The organism is Streptococcus sp. UBA632, from assembly GCF_002300045.1.
GTDB lineage: Bacteria > Bacillota > Bacilli > Lactobacillales > Streptococcaceae > Streptococcus > Streptococcus alactolyticus.
Map to the genome: position 1 here is coordinate 20,932 of NZ_DBPA01000015.1, position 19,283 is coordinate 40,214.

Here is a 19,283-nt window from a genome sequence, read left to right on the forward strand (position 1 = left end):
AGAGTATAAGCATGTATGATACACTCATTATCGGATCAGGACCAGCTGGGATGACAGCTGCGCTTTATGCCGCAAGGTCTAACATAAAAGTTGGTATTATCGAACAAGGAGCACCTGGTGGTCAGATGAACAATACCTCAGACATTGAGAACTACCCAGGTTATGACCGCATTTCAGGGCCTGAATTAGCCATGAACATGTACACACCGCTTGAAAAATTTGAAGTGGAAAATATCTACGGGATTGTGCAACGTGTGGAAGATGCTGGTGCTGTCAAGCGCGTGGTGACGGATGACAATACCTACGAAGCCAAGACGGTTATTTTAGCCACAGGAGCCAAACATCGCACGCTTGGTGTGACTGGTGAGGAAGAATACACTAGTCGCGGCGTTTCTTACTGTGCGGTGTGTGACGGTGCTTTTTTCCGCAACCAAGATTTGTTGGTTGTTGGTGGCGGTGATTCTGCCGTTGAAGAAGCGGTTTACTTGACTCAATTTGCCAAATCAGTGACCATTATTCATCGTCGTGATGCTTTGCGTGCCCAAAAGATTTTGCAAGACCGTGCCTTTTCTAATGACAAGGTTCATTTTATTTGGGATTCGGTTGTGAAAGAAATCAAAGGAACAGACGTGAAGGTATCAGGCGTGACTATTGAAAACGTCAAAACGGGCGAAATCAGTGAACATGATTTTGGCGGTATTTTCATCTATGTGGGTGTTGACCCTGTGTCACACATGGTGGCTGACTTGGGCATTACTGATGAAGCAGGTTGGGTGCTGACAGATGAGCACATGAGAACAAGCATTCCTGGTATTTTTGCCATTGGAGATGTGCGCCAAAAAGACTTGCGTCAGATTGCCACAGCTGTTGGTGATGGTGCCATTGCTGGGCAAGGTGTTTACCAGTACATTGAAAATATGTCTTAAGATTTGACAAAGGGATGGCTTTTGGCTATCCTTTTTAATATTCTTTGAAGGAAAACTCACAAAGATTTTAGCAAGTCCCTTGTATTTGTGCTATAATATGAGAGATTACTAACTGTTTTGGCAGCTGCGATGGTTTTTAGCCTTCTGAGTCCAAACAAAAATAAAAGCGAGGAAAGTCAGATGTATCAAGACGATAGTTTAACACTCCATACCGACTTGTATCAGATTAACATGATGCAAGTGTATTTCGATAAGGGCATCCATAATAAAAATGCAGTCTTTGAGATTTATTTTAGAAAAGAACCTTTTGCTAGTGGCTACGCTGTTTTTGCGGGGCTACAACGCATGGTGGAATACTTGAATAACTTGCACTTTAGCGACACCGACATTGCTTATTTGGAAAGCTTGAGTTACGCTGCGGATTTCATTGATTATTTGAGAAATCTCAAGCTGGAATTGAGCATTCGTTCGGCTCAAGAAGGGGATTTGGTCTTTGCTAATGAGCCGATTGTTCAGGTGGAAGGTCCACTGGCACAATGCCAATTAGTAGAAACAGCCTTGCTTAATATCGTGAATTTTCAGACCCTCATTGCGACCAAGGCTTCTCGCATTCGTTCGGTGATTGACGATGAACCTTTGCTTGAATTTGGAACGCGTCGTGCCCAAGAAATGGATGCTGCCATTTGGGGAACCCGCGCAGCTGTTATCGGTGGTGCCAATGCTACTTCAAATGTTCGTGCTGGTAAATTGTTTGACATTCCTGTTTCAGGAACGCACGCGCATTCTTTGGTGCAGGCTTACGGAGATGATTACGAAGCCTTCATGGCCTATGCTGGCACGCACAAGGATTGTGTTTTCCTTGTAGATACTTACGATACCCTTCGCCTTGGTGTTCCTGCTGCTATTCGTGTGGCCAATGAACTGGGTGACAAGATTAATTTCCTAGGTGTTCGCATTGACTCAGGGGACATGGCTTATTTGTCTAAGAAAGTCCGTGAACAGCTAGATGACGCTGGTTATCCTGATGCCAAAATCTACGCGTCTAATGATTTGGATGAAAATACCATCCTCAACCTCAAAATGCAAAAAGCTAAAATTGATGTTTGGGGAGTTGGTACTAAGCTTATCACGGCTTATGACCAGCCAGCTATGGGGGCCGTTTACAAAATCGTATCTATTGAAGACGATAACGGCGAGATGCAAGACACTATCAAACTGTCTAATAACGCTGAAAAAGTATCAACCCCAGGTAAGAAGCAAGTTTGGCGTATTACCAGCCGTGAAAAAGGAAAAACCGAAGGGGACTACATCACCTTTACTGATACAGATGTGAATGCTTTGGATGAAATCTACATGTTCCACCCAACCTATACTTACATCAATAAAACAGTAAAAGACTTTGAAGCAGTGCCACTTTTGGTTGATGTATTTGACAAGGGTAAATTGGTGTATGACTTGCCTAATCTTTCAGATATTCAAACCTATGCCCGCCAAGAATTTGACAAATTGTGGGATGAGTACAAACGTATCTTAAATCCGCAAGATTACCCAGTGGATTTGTCATTAGATGTCTGGGAAAACAAGATGAACTTGATTGACCGTATTCGTAAGGAAGCCCAACAAAAAGGAGAAGTGAAGTGAGTTTACAAGATGAGATTATTGCAGAATTAAAAGTAAAACCAAGCATTGACCCAAAAGAAGAAATTCGTGTATCGGTTGATTTTCTTAAAGACTATTTGAAAAAGCATAGTTTCTTAAAAAGCTATGTGCTAGGAATTTCAGGTGGGCAAGATTCTAGTTTGGCAGGACGTTTGGCACAAATCGCAGTAGAAGAACTCCGTGCTGAAACAGGTGACGACAGTTATCGCTTTATCGCAGTGCGTTTGCCATATGGCGTGCAAGCAGACGAAGAGGATGCCCAACGTGCCCTTGCTTTTATCAAGCCAGACGTCAGCATTGCAGTGAACATCAAAGCAGGTGTTGATGGGCAAGTTGCAGCCCTTGAAGAAGCGGGTATTGAAGTTTCTGATTTTAATAAGGGAAATATCAAGGCTCGCCAACGCATGATTACCCAATATGCCGTGGCTGGTGCCAATAGCGGAGCGGTTATCGGAACAGACCACGCTGCAGAAAACATCACAGGATTCTTTACCAAATTCGGTGATGGTGGTGCTGACGTTATCCCGCTTTATCGCCTCAACAAACGCCAGGGCAAACAATTATTGGCAGAATTAGGGGCTAACCCAGCCATTTATGAAAAAATTCCAACCGCTGATTTGGAAGAAAATCGCCCAGGTATTGCTGACGAAGTGGCTCTTGGTGTGACTTACAACGATATTGATGATTACCTTGAAGGCAAAGAAGTGTCACCAAAAGCCAAAGAAACCATTGAAAACTGGTGGCGTAAAACCGAACACAAACGCCATTTACCAATCACCGTTTTTGATGATTTTTGGAAATAAAACAGATTCAAAAAGACCGCTAAGGTCTTTTTTGCCGCTTTTAAGCCAGAATTCCCTATAATTGCTTGAATTCTGCCTCTTAAGCGTTATAATAGATAGTGATTAATTTGGTTAAGTAGGGCTAGGTGCTTGCTTGACTGATTTTGGAGGAGGAAATATGTCAGAATTATCATCATCATTTACAGACAAACTATTTGCTGATTTTCAAGACAATAGCAAATTGCGTGCTGTTGAAAATGCTGTCACTCACAACGGATTGTTGAAATCACTTGAAACACGCCAAAGCCAAGTGGAAAACGACCATGTCTTTTCTATTGATTTGACAAAAGATAAGGTAGCTAACCAAAAAGCATCAGGTCGTTGCTGGATGTTTGCGGCGCTTAATACCTTTCGTCACAAATTGATTTCAGACCTTAACTTGGATAATTTCGAGCTTTCTCAAGCCCACACATTCTTCTGGGACAAATACGAAAAATCAAACTGGTTCTTAGAACAAGTCATTGCGACTGCAGACCAAGAACTTGGCAGCCGTAAAGTGAAATTCTTACTAGACGTTCCCCAACAAGACGGTGGTCAATGGGATATGGTGGTGGCTCTTTTTGAAAAATACGGTGTCGTGCCAAAATCAGCTTACCCAGAATCAGTATCATCAAGCAACAGCCGTGAATTGAACCAATACTTGAACAAATTGTTGCGTCAAGATGCTCAAATTTTGCGTGAAGCTGTTGCAGCAGGTGTCGGTGCTGAAGGCATCAGAGCTCAAAAAGAAGCTTTACTTCAAGAAATCTTCAATTTCTTGGCTGTTAATCTCGGTTTGCCACCACGCACATTTGACTTTGCTTACCGTGACAAAGACAACAACTACCATTCTGATAAAAACATTACACCACAAGAATTCTTCAAAAAATACGTTGGTTTGAACCTATCAGATTACGTTTCTGTTATCAATGCCCCAACAGCAGACAAACCTTATAGCAAATCTTACACTGTTGATATGCTTGGTAACGTTGTGGGTAGTCGTGCGGTACGTTACCTCAACCTTGATATGACACGTTTCAAAGAATTGGCTATTGCTCAAATGCAAGCTGGTGAAACCGTTTGGTTTGGCTCTGATGTCGGTCAAATTTCAGACCGTCAAAAAGGTATCTTAGCAACAAATGTTTACGATTTTGATACGGCTATGAACATTTCCTTCACACAAGACAAAGCAGGACGTTTGGATTACAGCGAAAGCTTGATGACTCACGCTATGGTCTTGACTGGTGTGGATTTGGCTGAAAATGGCGAACCTCTCAAATGGAAAGTTGAAAATTCATGGGGAGAAAAAGTTGGTGACAAAGGTTACTTCGTTGCTTCAGACGCTTGGATGGATGAATTTACCTACCAAATCGTCGTTCGTAAAGAATTCTTAACTGATGAGGAACTTGCTGCTTATGAAGCTGAACCAACTGTATTAGCACCTTGGGACCCAATGGGAGCCTTGGCTAGCCAAACAGATTTGTAAAAATATTAAAACTGGCGTTGGATATTTCTCCAAGCCAGTTTTTTATCACAAAATGTTGAAGTCATCAAAAAGCCTGTAACATTTTTAGTTACAGGCTTTTTGCATAAGTATTATTGACCAGTTGTCGCTGTGTTATCAGAGTTGTTTTGGCTTGTCGTGCTATTGCTACGCGCTCTGGCACCATTGTCAACATCTGTTGTTGTGCTATTAGCATCGCTGGTCGTATTGTTATTAGGTGTTGTATAGCTGTTGTTATTGTTATAGCTATTGTTGGCATCTGTTGTTGCATCAGGGGTGCTTACAGAAGGATTGTTACTCGTTGAATTACTATCGCTAGTATTATCATCGTTATCAGAGCTATCTGTTGAAGATGAAACTTCTGTTGATGTTTGGTCTTCTGAAGAACTTGAATTAGAACCGTAGAGGTTACTATATACAGATGACAATGAAGATGAGGCAGAAGAATTATTGTTTGCCCCTTTTAGGTAAACATAACCACCGCTTGTGTAAACGCCACTTGGTTGCGTGAAGTTCTTGCTACCGCTACCGTATTTTTCATTGAGGTAACTTTGCATAGCCTTGTAAACTTCGGCCGCAACGTTTAGCCCACTACCGTAGATTGGAGTCATACGGTCTTTGTAACCTGTCCACACTGCCATCGAATATTGCGTTGTGTAACCAACAAATAATTCATCAGGTGCCATGGTTCCAACTGCACTGTTGTAAATACCAGTTGTTTGTTCAATTTCTTCTAATTCTTCATCAGAATAGTTTGATGTTCCTGTTTTACCAGCTTGGTATAAACCAGGGATAGAAGCTGTTGTACCAGTACCGTAAGTCAAAACGGTTTTCAGCATTGACGTCATCATGTAGGCTGTTGTTTCCTTCATGGCACGTGTACCAGATGTTTCAAAGGTTTGGCTAGTTCCATCGTTAAATTCAATCTTGTTGACGTATTGTGGTTTGTAATAGGTTCCACCATTTGCAAAAGCAGCGTAGGCAGCAGCCATTTTCAGACTGCTTGCGCCGTATTTTTCATTTGAGTCACTTGTCGAACTTGAAATGGCGTTTGAATAGTAAAGTTGAGGGTAGTAAATGCCCAAACCTTCTAGGAATTTCTTAGCATTATTCAAACCAACAGCTTCCAAGGCTCTCACGGCAGGAACGTTACGCGATTGTTGAATGGCTGTTTGAATAGTCATGTTGCCATAGTATTGACGGTCCCAGTTGTAGAGCTGAGTTGAAGTGCCAGGCCAGTAGTACTTGGTATCGCTGGTTGTGGCAGCAGTACTTGTGTAAATACCGTCTTCAATAGCTGGGGCATAATCTGTAATAGGTTTCATGGTTGACCCCCAGTCCCTATCGGTAAGAACGGCTTGGTTGGTTCCCAATGAAACGGTTGTGTCTTGGTTTCGTGCACCAAGTTGCGCAATGACTTTACCAGTATTGACATCGATAATGGTTGAAGCCACTTGCAAATCAGAGTCAGGGTAAGACACATAATAGTCAGTATTATAGACATTCCAGAGGTATTTTTGAACATCGGTATCTACGTTTGTGTAAACCTTCAAACCTGCTGAATAAATGTCTTGACCAGTTTCGTCTTTGACTTCTTCGATGACTTCCTTGATGTAATTATCCAAGTAATCATCATAGCTAGACGTTTCGGTCAATGGTTGCAAACCATCAGTGACTGGTGTTGCAATAGCAGTTTGGTATTCTTCTTTTGAGATGTCGCCATCTTCGTACATTTGTGATAAAACGGTATCACGACGATTTTGGGCAGCATCTGGATTGGTGTAAGGGTTGTATTGGCTTGGTGCTTGAGGAAGCCCTGCTAAAAGCGCTAATTGGGCAATAGACAAGTCTTTGAGGTCCTTGCCATAGTAAGATTTAGCCGCTGTCAGCATCCCGTAGCTACCATTTCCCATATAAACCTTGTTGATGTAGAAGGTCAAGATTTCTTCCTTGGTGTACTTACGCTCCATTTGGAGGGCTAACCAAGCTTCTTGTGCCTTACGTTTAAGGGTTTGGTCTGATTCGTTAGTTGAGAAATACGCCAACTTGATAAGCTGCTGGTCGAGTGTTGACCCCCCTTGGGTACCTGAGCGGGTAAAGTTGTTCCAAGCTGCACCGAAAATACGATAGATGTCAATCCCACGGTGTTTAAAGAAGCGTTTGTCTTCAATAGATGTGATGGCATTGACTAGGTTTAAAGGAATATCTTCTGTTGAAACACTTTCCCTTTTCTCTGAACCCAAGTTAGCAATAAGGTTATTGTTAGAGTCGTAAATCAAACTCGAATTAGTAGAAGAAAGCTTGCTTTCTGATAGTTTTGGAGCGCTGCTCACATAGTAGAAAAAGAGTCCAGCTCCAGCTATAACACCTACAATGACAAGCGTTACAAATGTAATCAGCCCATATTTGATAACACGCAAGACCGTGTCTTTTGAGTTTCTATTGGCTCTTTTTTTAGTGTTTTGTTTCTGTTTAATTGTCATCACCGCCTAAAATTTTTTGGTCAATAATATCTAAATAAGGAACTTGAGGTAGTGCCTGTGTTGCCACCAGATAACCATTTTTTTTGATATAATCAAGAGGCATTGATTTGGTTCCCAAATGAATTTGGTAAAAATCAACTAGGGCACTAGCTGGTAAAAAATAGGTTTCCTTTAGAGTCGAAAAATGGAGTAAGATAAAACAAATCCCACCTTGTTTTAAGACTCTGTCCATATGTTTTATTTGATGCGCATGAAAATTTTTGAGCGGCATAGATGTCTTTTGCCGAGTTTCTTTAGCTTCAAAGTCAACATAATATCCCTTATAGACGCCAGAGTAATCGGTAGTAGAGGCTTGTCGAAAATAAGCTTCCACAATCTTAGCTCGGCTTCGTTTGGGATAATCCACCTTAACAATTTGAATGGGTGTTGGTTTTTTGTAAATCACAGCGATATCACGAGATAGGTAATAATTATTGGTTTCGTTAATAGCTGCTTCAAAACTCATCCCACGATTAGCAAAGTTTACGGTGTTTTTTTCGCTTTTTTTACGTGGAGGTGTTGTTTGCCTCCGAACAAAATGAGGGTAATTAACCATAAAACTCCTATCTTTATTGATTAAATCAACATAGGTAGTCCTATTATAACATATTTTTTAAAAGGAGGCAGATATGAACGCAATTCTTGTGACGGGGTACCGCGGATTTGAATTGAGCATTTTTCAAGATAAGGACCCACGCATTGATGTGATCAAGGCGGCCATTCGAAAAGACCTTATCCATTATCTTGAAGAAGGGGTGGAGTGGTTTATTTTCACGGGCAATCTTGGCTTTGAATATTGGGCACTGCAAGTGGCTAAGAAATTGCAGGCGGATTACCCTTTTCAAATTGCCACGCTTTTCACCTTTGAAACTCAAGGCCAACAGTGGAACGAAGCCAATCAAGCCAAATTGGCAGATTTCAAGCAGGTTGATTTTGTCAAATACGCCTACGAAAGCTATGAGAACCCATCACAATTTCGACAATATAATCACTTTTTGGTTCAAAACACGCAAGGTGCCTATCTTTTTTATGATACTGAAAATGAAACCCAATTGAAATATTTGTTAAAAGTCATGCAAGAACAAGCAGATTACCCCATTACTTTTTTGACTTTTGAGCGTTTAAATGAATTTTTAGAAGATTGGTAAGACGTATCGGTCACAAGAAAATTAGAAGTAAATGCTTGATTTTTCTCTGATATTTCTGTACTATATAATTTGGTATCATGATTTCATGTGCCTTAGAATGGTTTTGGTTGGAGAGATAGAATGGCAAGTATTATTTATAGTCCTAAGGACATTTTTGAACAAGAGTTTAAAACCAGCATGCGTGGTTACGATAAGAAAGAAATTGACGAATTTTTGGATAATGTGATTCAAGATTACGAAAGTTATCTCACACAAATTCAAGAATTACGCGAAGAAAATGACCGCTTAAAACAACAATTAGCAGCAAAATCTAAGGCAGATGCGCAATCATCATACGCTTCTTCGCAAGCAGCAAGTGCACAACAAACACGTGTGGCACAATCTGCAACTAACTTCGATATTTTGAAACGCATTAGCCGTTTGGAAAAAGAAGTCTTTGGTAAACAAATCAATGGGTAATTTAAGCCTTGGTGCTTGAGTTATAAAAAACGTGCAATTTTTGGATAATCGCGTGGTGCATTTGGTATCATGAGGAAAGTCCATGCTAGCACCGGCTGTGATGCTGGTAGTGTTTGTGCTAGGTGAATCAATAAGCCTAGGGACATCTTTTTGGAAGGTGTTACGGCGAGCGAAAGGGCTAAGTCGTTAGATAGGTCTGAGTTGCTCTGAAAGTGCCACAGTGACGTAGTTTTTAGGGAAACCTAAAAAGTGGAACGCGGTAAACCCCTCAAGCTAGCAACCCAAACTTTGGTAGGGGCATGGGATAGTTGGAAGACGAACAATCTATCCTGACTGGAAACAGTAGACAGATGATTATCGAAGGAGGTAAGACCTAGTTACCTCTGGAACAAAACATGGCTTATAGAAAATTGCATATAGGTTGAGCTAGCTTAGGCTAGCTTTTATTTTGCAAATAACTGACATTTTAATGGTTCAAAAACCGTAAAACGTGATACACTTATAGATAAGTATTTGATGAAATAGGAATTAAGGAATGAAGAAAAACTTTAATTTAGTAGCGACATCGGCTGCGGGGCTGGAGGCGATTGTCGGGCGTGAAATTCGCGATTTAGGAATTGAGTGCCAGGTTGAAAATGGGAAGGTGCATTTTCAAGGGGATGTGAGAACGATCATTACGACCAATCTCTGGCTACGAGCGGCTGACCGCATCAAGATTGTCGTGGGGGAATTTCCAGCACGTACCTTTGAAGAATTGTTCCAAGGCGTTTATGCGCTTGATTGGGAAAATTACCTGCCTTTGGGGGCTAAATTTCCCATTGCCAAGGCCAAATGTGTGAAATCAAAGCTTCACAATGAGCCAAGTGTTCAAGCTATTAGTAAAAAAGCGGTCGTGAAAAAATTGCAAAAAGTGTATCACCGTCCTGACGGTGTGCCTTTGCAGGAAAATGGTGCAGAATTTAAAATTGAAGTATCCATTTTGAAGGACAAGGCAACGGTCATGATTGATACAACGGGGGCTAGCCTCTTTAAACGTGGTTACCGTGTGGAAAAAGGTGGTGCTCCGATTAAAGAAAACATGGCCGCAGCTATCATTGAGTTATCTAATTGGTATCCCGATAAGCCTTTTATCGACCCAACCTGTGGTTCAGGGACTTTCTGCATTGAGGCGTCTATGATTGGCATGAACATTGCTCCTGGTTTTAACCGTGATTTTGCTTTTGAAGCATGGAATTGGGTCGATGCGGATTTGGTTCAACAAGTTCGTGACGAGGCTGAAGCAAAAGCCGATTATGATATTGAGCTTGATATTTCAGGTTTTGATATTGATGGTCGGATGATTGAGATTGCGAAAAAGAACGCACAAGAAGCAGGACTTGCAGATGTCATCCAATTGAAACAAATGCGTCTTCAAGATTTAAAAACCGATAAAATCAACGGTGTTATCATATCAAACCCACCTTATGGCGAACGATTGCTGGATGACAAAGCGGTGGACATCTTGTATAATGAGATGGGACAAACTTTTGCTCCGCTCAAAACATGGAGCAAATTCATCTTGACCAGTGATGAACAGTTTGAACGCAAATACGGCTCGCAGGCTGATAAAAAACGAAAACTTTATAATGGAACACTGAGGGTTGATTTGTATCAATTTTATGGCGAACGTGTCAAACGCTCTGCCGTGCCATCAACCAAAGATAAGTGAGATTAGCTAGCAGTTAAGAGCCTATGTGATATAGAAATCTGATGTAGAGAGGTGAACAAGCGTGTCAGAAAAGAAAGAAAACCCATCTTCTCAAGAGCAAGATGGCTTGGATTTACAAGATGTCAAACACATGACCGTTGAAGAAGTTGCACAAAAGAATTCTGAAATCAAAGCCAGTGCAGGTGATTCTGACGGAGTGTTGGATAAGTATATTAAAGAACATAAAGACGAAGTCACATCACAAAAATTTGAGTCAAAAATATCGGATTTTGATGATTTGGACACGTCAGCTTTGGATGATTTTATCAAAAAGCAACGCGAAGAATTGGCTCAAAAAGGAATTATTGGCAATGCAGCCCTAAAAAGCGATTTACCTAAGCAGGCTGAAACACCTACTCCTGAACCTAAAGCTGTCCCAGTAGAAGATGCTACTGAAAAAGCGGATGCTAGGCCACAGGAGGAAACGCCTGCTTTTCAAATCAAGGACGAGCAGCCAGAACCTCAACCCCAGCCAGAGCAAGAGGCAACAGAGCCAGCAGACATCAAACCAGAACCATCTGTTAGCCCAGAGCCTACCCCTGCTGTTAGTAGTCCTGCCTTTACTGAGGAAAAGGACGACGATGACGCTTGGGAAGATGAGGAGCCTAAAAAGCTCACAAGAACCTTTATTATTGGTGGTGTAGCAACTTTGGCGCTTGCTATTTTTGGGATTGCCTATGGTTTGAATGCCAATAAAAACGACTCTAAAACAGTGCAGTCAAATACGTCGGTCACTAAAACATCGTCAGAAGAATCATCAAAAGAGAAAAAAGCAGCATCAGCCTTTGATTCTTATTATGATTCATTCTTTACAGATGATAAGAAAACCAGCTTGAAAAACAGCGCTTTTTCAAATCTGCCAACCTTGAAAGAAAAATTGGATGCTTTGAAAGGTACCAAGTCATACGATGCAGCCAAAAAAGATTACGATGCCTTGGATAAACAAATTGAAGCCATCCAATCTGTCAACAAACGCTTTGAATCTGATGTGATTGTTGATGGTAAAAAAGTTTCTGCAACGGTGAAATCAGATGCTAACTTTGACCAATTATCAAGCGACTTGCTAAAAACAGGCAATGCTAAACTAGATACCTTGTTACAATCAGCGATAACTGATGGTAAAGAACAATTGGAACAAGCAACAGCTGCTAGTAGTGAAGCCGCTGCAAGTAGCAGTGAAGCAGCTAGTTCATCATCAAGTTCAAGCGAAGCGCCTGACTCTTCAACAGAAGCAAGTGACAGTGAGCAAAGTCAAACGGAAGCTAGCTCAACAACGCAAGAAGCATCATCAGATACGTCAACACCTGCAACAGCCAGCGTTTCAGGAGCGACAAGCTACGGTATTACGTCTTACAATCCTGCTATTTTGCAACGCAATCTTAGCCGTGTGCCTTATAATGAAAGTGCAATTGCAGACTCAAGCAACCCAGCTTGGACCTTTGCACCAGGTGTCCTTGAAAAAATCATTGATACCTCACACGCACGTGGCTATTTCTCAGGAAATGACTTTATCTTAGAAAAAGTCAATATCATCAACGACAATGGTTACTACAATATGTTCAAGGCTGATGGAACTTATCTGTTCTCTATCAACTGTAAAACGGGTTACTTCGTCGGAAATGCCGCTGGTCATTCAGATGCCTTGGATTACTAAAACTATAAAAGAGGACCGTAAGGTCTTCTTTTTTGCTATCAGAAAAGTTGTTTTTTAGTCGAAAAGTATTTTCAAAAATAGTGTGATTTTCAGAGAAAAAAATTGATGCTATAAAATGTAAGCGCTATAATTACAGTAATAAAACAGAATACGAGGTGATAAAGATGGTAAAAGTTGCTATTGTGACTGGTGCTGGTCAGGGAATTGGTTTGGCGATTGCTAAACGTTTGCACGCTGACGGTTTTAAAATTGGTATTCTTGATTACAATCAAGAAACAGCTGAAAAAGCTGCGCAAGACATTTCACCGACAAATACCTTGCCTGTCGTGGCGGACGTGTCAAAACGTGAAGAAGTCGCTGCCGCCTTTGCTAAAGTTGTTCAGCATTTTGGTGATTTGTCTGTCGTGGTCAATAACGCTGGTGTTGCTCCGACAACGCCGCTAGAAAGCATTACAGAAGAAGTCTTTGAACGCACTTTTGCTATTAATGTTGGAGGTGTTATTTGGGGAGCGCAGGCTGCGTTGGCTCAGTTCAAGGCATTAGGACACGGCGGTAAAATCATCAATGCAACGTCGCAAGCAGGGGTCGTCGGCAATCCCAATCTGACGGTTTATGGTGGCAGTAAATTTGCTGTGCGTGGTATTACGCAGACCTTGGCGCGTGATTTGGCTAAGGACGGCATTACAGTAAATGCCTATGCTCCAGGTATTGTTAAGACACCAATGATGTATAGTATCGCTCACGAAGTAGGCAAAAATGCTGGCAAAGATGACGAATGGGGAATGCAAACTTTTGCCAAAGACATCACCCTACAACGCCTTTCAGAACCTGAGGACGTAGCCAATGCCGTTAGCTTTTTAGCTGGTCCAGATTCAGACTACATCACAGGACAAACCATTATCGTGGACGGCGGTATGCAATTCCACTAAAATGAAAGCAAACGAAAAAGCAGAGAGCATTTAAGCCTTCTCTGCTTTTTGTGTGGTCTTAGATGACATGGCGTTCAAATGGGTCGTCTGAAATGCCGTCTTGTAAAATGACTTTTGCCCATTCTTTTGCAGTAAAAAGACTGTGGTCCTTGTAGTTTCCGCAAGATTCAATGGTTGTACCTGGGACGTCATCCCAAGTTGTGACATTAGCGATTTCTTCGAGGCTAGATTTGATGACTTGGGCAATTTCTGTCGTGTTGTGCTCACCCCACATCATCAAATGAAAACCTGTGCGGCATCCAAAAGGAGAGCAGTCAATCATACCATCAATGCGTTCACGAATTAATTTAGCAAATAAATGCTCAATCGTGTGTAGTCCTGCGGTTGGGATGGCATTTTCATTTGGTTGTACCAAACGCACATCAAAGTTAGAAATAACATCACCAACAGGCCCTTTTTCTTGTGAAATCAGGCGAATGTATGGTGCTTTCACAATTGTATGGTCCAATTCAAAGCTTTCTACGGTAACTTCTTTTTTAGACATAATAACCCCCTTTTTACTAGTATTCCTATCATAACATAAAATTTATTAAAACGCTTTAAAATTTTAAATTGTGAAAAAATTCGTTTTATGGTAAACTGGAAAGTAGTTTTCTATTAATGAAAATAGAATTAGTAGAAAATATTAAAAATAGAATATTGAGGTAAAAACGTGACGGATATTATTATTTTGATTGTTTTTGCCCTCATTGGTTTGATAGTTGGTTATGCCTTGATTTCGATTAGACTGAAGTCTGCAAAGAAAGCGGCAGAACTCACTCTTTTAAATGCCGAACAAGATGCTGTAAACTTACGTGGAAAAGCTGAGCAAGAAGCAGAGCAGATTCGACAAACAGCAGAGCGAGAAAGCAAATCTCACCGCAAAGAGATGCTAATCGAAGCTAAAGAAGAGGCTAGAAAATATCGTGAAGAGATTGAAAAAGAATTCAAGTCTGAAAGACAAGGGTTAAAGCAGTTAGAAATACGTTTGACAGAACGTGCTTATTCTCTTGACCGAAAAGACGAGAACTTAACTAACAAAGAAAAATTGTTGGAAAGCAAAGAGCAGAGTCTGACCGATAAAACTAAGCATATTAATGAGCGTGAAAAACAAATTGGAGAGCTAGAAGGCCAAAAGCAAGCTGAATTGGAACGTGTCGCAGTGATGACTATTTCAGAAGCGCGTGAGGTTATTTTGACCGAAACGGAAAATAACTTGACACACGAAATTGCAACGAAAATCAAAGACGCCGAACGTGAGATTCGTGACAAGTCAAGCAAAATGGCGAAAGACATTTTGGCGCAGGCCATGCAACGTATGGCTGGGGAATATGCGGCTGAGCAAACCATCACCACGGTCCACTTGCCAGATGACAGCATGAAGGGACGTATCATTGGACGCGAAGGGCGTAATATTCGGACCTTTGAAAGCTTGACAGGTGTGGATGTTATCATTGATGATACTCCTGAAGTGGTGGTCTTGTCAGGATTTGACCCCGTTCGTCGTGAAATTGCCCGCTTGACCCTGGAAGCTTTGATCCAAGATGGCCGTATTCACCCAGCTCGTATTGAAGAATTGGTTGAAAAAAATCGCCTAGAAATGGATCACCGCATCCGTGAATACGGTGAAGCAGCAGCCTTTGAAATTGGTGCCCTTAACCTTCACCCTGATCTCATCAAGATTATGGGACGCCTTCATTTCAGAACTTCTTATGGCCAAAACGTTCTTCAACACTCGATTGAAGTCGGTAAAATGGCTGGTATTTTAGCTGGAGAACTTGGTGAAAATGTGGCTTTGGCTCGACGTGCAGGCTTTTTGCATGACATGGGGAAAGCGATTGACCGTGAAGTGGAAGGAAGCCACGTTGAAATTGGTGCCGAATTTGCTCGCAAGTACAAGGAAAGCCCAGTGGTTGTCAATGCCATCGCCAGTCACCATGGTGATGTGGAACCTGAAAGCGTCATTGCTGTGCTTGTAGCCGCTGCGGATGCCTTGAGTTCTGCCCGCCCAGGTGCTCGTAATGAATCTATGGAAAATTACATTAAACGCCTGCGTGATTTGGAAAATATTGCGACAAGCTTTGATGGTGTTAAGAGCAGTTATGCCCTTCAAGCAGGGCGTGAAATTCGCATCGTTGTCCAACCGAATAAAATTTCAGATGACGAAGTGACCATCCTAGCCCACAAGGTTCGTGAGAAAATTGAAAATAATTTGGATTATCCAGGAAACATCAAGGTGACCGTTATTCGAGAACTTCGTGCCGTGGATTACGCCAAATAAAACGCTGTAAAAAGGAAGTGCTGAAAAGGTACTTCCTTTTGATTTAGACAAGCGGCTAAAATGCCTTGAAAAATACCAGTATTTTTGGTACACTAATCTGTAGTTTAATTGATAAAAGATAAAACTTCACTTGTATTTTATAGTAAGGAGAGTGGCATGGCCGAACGTGGTTTGTTAATTGTTTTCTCAGGACCTTCTGGAGTTGGTAAGGGAACAGTTCGCCAAGAAATTTTTTCTACACCAGATCATCAATTTGAATATTCTGTTTCTATGACGACGCGTCCAAAACGACCAGGAGAAGTTGATGGTGTTGATTACTTTTTCAGAACTCGTGAAGAATTCGAGGACTTGATTAAAAAAGGTCAAATGTTGGAATACGCCGAGTACGTTGGGAACTACTACGGTACACCACTCACTTACGTGAATGAAACGCTTGATAAAGGAATTGACGTTTTCCTTGAAATCGAGGTTCAAGGTGCCCTTCAGGTTAAGAAAAAAGTGCCAGACGGTGTCTTTATCTTCTTAACACCACCAGATTTAGATGAATTAAAAGACCGCTTGGTTGGAAGAGGAACTGACAGCGAGGAAGTGATTCGCCAACGTATCGAGCGCGCGAAAGAAGAAATTGCCTTGATGCGCGAATACGACTATGCTGTTGTTAATGATGAAGTGCCTTTGGCTGCTGAGCGAGTGAAACGCATTATTGAAGTGGAGCATTTCCGTGTGGACCGTGTGATTGGTCGCTACAATGATATGATTAAGCACATTGATTAAGAAAGGAAACCAATAGCTATGATGTTAAAACCTTCTATCGATACTTTATTGGATAAGGTTCCTTCAAAGTATTCTCTTTGTATTCTTCAAGCCAAACGTGCTCATGAGTTAGAAGCAGGGGCTAAACCAACACAAACCTTTACTTCTGTGAAACCAACCTTGCAAGCCCTTGAAGAAATTGAATCAGGGAACGTGGTGATTCACCCAAATCCAGAAGCTAAACGCGCAGCTGTTCGTGCTCACATCGAAGCTCAACGTTTAGAAAAAGAAGAAGAAGAACGTAAAATCAAAGAACAAATTGCAAAAGAAAAAGAAGAAGGCGAAAAAATCTAAGGTGTTTTATCTTAGATTTTTCTTATAACTAACATTTTAGCCCTCAAGGGCAAGACCAGCCAGAAAGGGAAGTGAAGATGAAAATAGCACAGGTGATTGTAGATATCCCGCTGAAGCAGACAGATAAGCTTTTTTCTTACCTTGTTCCAGAAGTGTTTTGCCAACAAATTCAGCTCGGTTCTAGGGTTCATGTGCCTTTTGGTCGTGGCAACAGGCTCTTACAGGGCTTTGTCGTTGGTTTCTTGGAGGCGTCAGGGCAAGACCTTGACGGCTTGAAAGCCATTGAAGCGGTTTTGGATTTTGAGCCTGTTTTAAACGAAGAGCAGCTGTTTTTAGCAGACCAAATGCGCCACACCGTTTTTTCTTATAAAATTTCAATCTTAAAAGCCATGCTGCCTAATCTCTTGAATTCGCATTATGACAAGCGTTTGATGCCTATGGATACCTTAGGTGAGGCAGATAGGTTGGCTTTGTTTGGGCAAGATGAGAGCCGCTTGTATTCGTCTTTATCCCAAGATGAAATTAAGCTGGTGTCCCAATTGGTGCACAATGGCAAGCTTTCAGTGACCTATTTGGCTAAGGACAAGAAAAGCATCAAAACGGAAAAATATTATCAGGTTCAAGTTGAACAACTTCATCTGGCAGCTATTTCCAACCGCGCTAAAAAGCGTTTGGCCTTGCGTGATTACTTGTTGGAAAATCCTAGCGAGGGCAAATTAGCAGATTTGCATCAGCTCTTTTCACGCGAAGTGGTCAAATTTTTTGTGGATAATGCCTTGATAACCGTTGTTGAAAAAGAGAAAAAGCGTTCAGATGCGTATTTTAATGTGGCAACGACGGATTTTCTGGCTTTAAATGCTGAGCAACAAAAGGTTGTAGATACGGTAACCAATCAAATTGGACAAGAAAGCAAGCCGTTTTTGCTGGAAGGTGTTACAGGTTCTGGTAAGACAGAAGTGTATTTGCATATTATCGATAAGGTTTTGAAACTGGGAAAAACGGCGATTGTTTTAGTGCCTGAAATTTCACTGACACCGCAGATGACCAATCGCTTTATCTCACGTTTTGGCAAGCAAGTTGCTATTATGCATTCGGCTTTGTCAGATGGTGAAAAGTTTGATGAGTGGCGAAAAATCAAGTCTGGTCAAGCGCGTGTGGTAGTCGGTGCTCGCTCGGCTATTTTTGCCCCAGTTGAGAATATTGGTGCGATTATTATTGATGAGGAGCATGAGGCGACTTATAAGCAAGAATCGAGTCCACGTTACCACGCTAGAGATGTGGCACTTTTGCGTGCTAAATACCATAAAGCTGTTTTGCTGCTAGGTTCTGCGACTCCAAGTATTGAGAGCCGTGCACGTGCCAGCCGAGATGTTTATCGCTTCTTGCAATTAACCCACCGTGCCAATCCCTTAGCTAAAATTCCAAAGGTTGAGATTGTGGATTTCAGGGATTATGTTGGGCAACAAGAATTGAGTAATTACACGCCATATCTCTTGGAGAAAATTGCGGACCGTTTGGAAAAGAAAGAGCAAATCGTGCTCATGCTTAACCGCCGTGGTTATTCTAGCTTTATCATGTGCCGTGATTGTGGCTACGTGGATGAGTGCCCTAATTGCGATATTTCATTGACCTTGCACATGGATACCAAGACCATGAATTGCCATTATTGTGGTTTTGAGAAAGCCATTCCACGTCATTGTCCTAATTGTCAAAGTCCTAGCATTCGGTATTATGGCACAGGAACCCAGAAAGCCTATGACGAATTGGCCAGTATTTTTCCCCATGCTCGTATTTTGCGAATGGATGTGGATACCACGCGTCAAAAAGGGGCTCATCAACGTTTGTTGGATGCTTTTGACCATCATGAAGCGGATATTTTGCTAGGCACACAGATGATTGCCAAGGGACTTGATTTTCCAAATGTCACCTTGGTTGGGGTGCTAAATGCGGATACTTCGCTTAATTTACCTGATTTTAGGTCATCCGAACGTACTTTTCAATTGTTGACTCAGGTAGCTGGACGAGCTGGACGGGCTGAAAAAACAGGAGAAGTGCTCATTCAGACCTATAATCCCAATCATTACGCCATTCAATTGGCTCAAAAGCAGGATTATGAAGCCTTTTACGCCTATGAAATGAACATTCGTCGGCGACTGGCCTATCCGCCTTATTATTTCACGGTTGGCTTGACCTTGTCACACAAGGATGAACACACGGTGACTCGCAAATCATTTGAGATTTTGCAACTTTTGAAGCAGCAATTGTCAGACAAAATCAAGATTCTTGGTCCAACACCAAAGCCCATCGCCAGAACACACAATCTTTACCACTACCAAATCATCGTGAAATACCGATTTGAAAACCATTTGGAAGCCGTGTTAAATCAGATTTTGGACTTGACACAGTTGCCAGAAAACAAAGATTTGCGTTTGGTGATTGATTATGAGCCACAAAATGTGATGTAGCCCGTTACTATGCTATAATGAA

The 19,283-nt window shown here is 41.6% G+C and carries 16 protein-coding genes and 1 other RNA gene; 14 read left to right on the forward strand and 3 right to left on the reverse strand.

The genetic code is table 11. The features are described from left to right. The first annotated feature begins 11 nt into the window (after positions 1-11). The 4 genes from trxB to pepC all read left to right on the forward strand — a co-directional run bounded on the left by trxB (position 12) and on the right by pepC (position 4,892). Positions 12-926, forward strand: a complete 915-nt coding sequence (gene trxB / locus B3473_RS01470) for a thioredoxin-disulfide reductase (protein WP_154454655.1) — start codon at positions 12-14, stop codon at positions 924-926. Positions 927-1,106: 180 nt separating this feature from the next. Then, entirely contained in the window at positions 1,107-2,567 is a 1,461-nt protein-coding gene (locus B3473_RS01475; protein WP_154454654.1) for a nicotinate phosphoribosyltransferase, read from the forward strand. Further along, complete coding sequence (gene nadE / locus B3473_RS01480) at positions 2,564-3,388, forward strand: ammonia-dependent NAD(+) synthetase (protein WP_167829269.1); 825 nt, start codon at positions 2,564-2,566, stop codon at positions 3,386-3,388. Before B3473_RS01475 ends, nadE begins: the two co-directional genes overlap by 4 nt. 157 nt (positions 3,389-3,545) lie before the next feature. Further along, positions 3,546-4,892, forward strand: coding sequence for an aminopeptidase C (pepC, locus tag B3473_RS01485; protein WP_154454653.1), 1,347 nt, complete (start codon positions 3,546-3,548; stop codon positions 4,890-4,892). A gap of 110 nt (positions 4,893-5,002) precedes the next feature. On the opposite strand, the gene pbp1a is transcribed toward pepC, so the two are convergent. Both pbp1a and recU read right to left on the reverse strand, forming a co-directional pair. Beyond that, on the reverse strand, positions 5,003-7,393 hold the full coding sequence (gene pbp1a / locus B3473_RS01490) for a penicillin-binding protein PBP1A (protein ID WP_414717673.1): 2,391 nt from the start codon (positions 7,391-7,393) through the stop codon (positions 5,003-5,005). Beyond that, a complete protein-coding gene (gene recU, locus B3473_RS01495; protein WP_154454651.1) occupies positions 7,383-7,988 on the reverse strand; it encodes a Holliday junction resolvase RecU in 606 nt (201 codons plus the stop codon). The genes pbp1a and recU overlap by 11 nt, the downstream gene beginning before the upstream one ends. A gap of 73 nt (positions 7,989-8,061) precedes the next feature. Here recU and B3473_RS01500 point away from each other — a divergent pair, with 73 nt between their 5' ends. The 6 genes from B3473_RS01500 (at position 8,062) to B3473_RS01525 (ending at position 13,369) form a co-directional block, all read left to right on the forward strand. Further along, positions 8,062-8,580 carry a DUF1273 domain-containing protein gene (locus B3473_RS01500; protein ID WP_154454650.1) on the forward strand — a complete coding sequence of 173 codons (519 nt, stop codon included), beginning with the start codon at positions 8,062-8,064 and terminating at the stop codon, positions 8,578-8,580. A 120-nt stretch (positions 8,581-8,700) separates the two neighbouring features. Next, positions 8,701-9,039, forward strand: coding sequence for a cell division regulator GpsB (gene gpsB, locus B3473_RS01505; RefSeq protein WP_154454649.1), 339 nt, complete (start codon positions 8,701-8,703; stop codon positions 9,037-9,039). 36 nt (positions 9,040-9,075) lie between these two features. Continuing rightward, positions 9,076-9,447: RNase P RNA component class B (gene rnpB / locus B3473_RS01510), an RNA gene on the forward strand. A 127-nt stretch (positions 9,448-9,574) separates the two neighbouring features. Then, positions 9,575-10,747, forward strand: coding sequence for a THUMP domain-containing class I SAM-dependent RNA methyltransferase (locus B3473_RS01515; RefSeq protein WP_154454648.1), 1,173 nt, complete (start codon positions 9,575-9,577; stop codon positions 10,745-10,747). Positions 10,748-10,808: 61 nt separating this feature from the next. Beyond that, positions 10,809-12,440, forward strand: coding sequence for a cell division site-positioning protein MapZ family protein (locus B3473_RS01520; RefSeq protein ID WP_167829268.1), 1,632 nt, complete (start codon positions 10,809-10,811; stop codon positions 12,438-12,440). A 164-nt stretch (positions 12,441-12,604) separates the two neighbouring features. After that, the gene (locus B3473_RS01525; protein ID WP_154454647.1) at positions 12,605-13,369 is read left to right on the forward strand and encodes a (S)-acetoin forming diacetyl reductase; all 765 of its coding nucleotides are present in this window, start codon (positions 12,605-12,607) and stop codon (positions 13,367-13,369) included. A 58-nt stretch (positions 13,370-13,427) separates the two neighbouring features. On the opposite strand, the gene B3473_RS01530 is transcribed toward B3473_RS01525, so the two are convergent. Next, positions 13,428-13,913 carry an S-ribosylhomocysteine lyase gene (locus B3473_RS01530; protein WP_154454646.1) on the reverse strand — a complete coding sequence of 162 codons (486 nt, stop codon included), beginning with the start codon at positions 13,911-13,913 and terminating at the stop codon, positions 13,428-13,430. A 168-nt stretch (positions 13,914-14,081) separates the two neighbouring features. On the opposite strand from B3473_RS01530, the gene B3473_RS01535 reads away from it, so the two are divergent. The 4 genes from B3473_RS01535 (at position 14,082) to B3473_RS01550 (ending at position 19,261) form a co-directional block, all read left to right on the forward strand. After that, entirely contained in the window at positions 14,082-15,689 is a 1,608-nt protein-coding gene (locus B3473_RS01535) for a ribonuclease Y (protein WP_167829267.1), read from the forward strand. A gap of 156 nt (positions 15,690-15,845) precedes the next feature. Then, a complete protein-coding gene (gene gmk, locus B3473_RS01540) occupies positions 15,846-16,463 on the forward strand; it encodes a guanylate kinase (RefSeq protein WP_154454645.1) in 618 nt (205 codons plus the stop codon). A gap of 18 nt (positions 16,464-16,481) precedes the next feature. Next, positions 16,482-16,796 (forward strand): DNA-directed RNA polymerase subunit omega, encoded by a 315-nt coding sequence (gene rpoZ / locus B3473_RS01545; RefSeq protein ID WP_154454644.1) that lies wholly within the window; start codon positions 16,482-16,484, stop codon positions 16,794-16,796. A gap of 71 nt (positions 16,797-16,867) precedes the next feature. Then, a complete protein-coding gene (locus B3473_RS01550) occupies positions 16,868-19,261 on the forward strand; it encodes a primosomal protein N' (protein WP_264879645.1) in 2,394 nt (797 codons plus the stop codon). Positions 19,262-19,283: the final 22 nt, after the last annotated feature.

Coding starts and splice junctions, on each gene's coding strand:
- pbp1a (WP_414717673.1), bottom strand. CDS start 7,393: ATGACAATTAAACAGAAACAAAACACTAAAAAAAGAGCCAATAGAAAC.
- gpsB (WP_154454649.1), top strand. CDS start 8,701: ATGGCAAGTATTATTTATAGTCCTAAGGACATTTTTGAACAAGAGTTT.
- rpoZ (WP_154454644.1), top strand. CDS start 16,482: ATGATGTTAAAACCTTCTATCGATACTTTATTGGATAAGGTTCCTTCA.
- B3473_RS01475 (WP_154454654.1), top strand. CDS start 1,107: ATGTATCAAGACGATAGTTTAACACTCCATACCGACTTGTATCAGATT.
- pepC (WP_154454653.1), top strand. CDS start 3,546: ATGTCAGAATTATCATCATCATTTACAGACAAACTATTTGCTGATTTT.
- recU (WP_154454651.1), bottom strand. CDS start 7,988: ATGGTTAATTACCCTCATTTTGTTCGGAGGCAAACAACACCTCCACGT.
- B3473_RS01530 (WP_154454646.1), bottom strand. CDS start 13,913: ATGTCTAAAAAAGAAGTTACCGTAGAAAGCTTTGAATTGGACCATACA.
- B3473_RS01515 (WP_154454648.1), top strand. CDS start 9,575: ATGAAGAAAAACTTTAATTTAGTAGCGACATCGGCTGCGGGGCTGGAG.
- gmk (WP_154454645.1), top strand. CDS start 15,846: ATGGCCGAACGTGGTTTGTTAATTGTTTTCTCAGGACCTTCTGGAGTT.
- trxB (WP_154454655.1), top strand. CDS start 12: ATGTATGATACACTCATTATCGGATCAGGACCAGCTGGGATGACAGCT.
- B3473_RS01525 (WP_154454647.1), top strand. CDS start 12,605: ATGGTAAAAGTTGCTATTGTGACTGGTGCTGGTCAGGGAATTGGTTTG.
- B3473_RS01500 (WP_154454650.1), top strand. CDS start 8,062: ATGAACGCAATTCTTGTGACGGGGTACCGCGGATTTGAATTGAGCATT.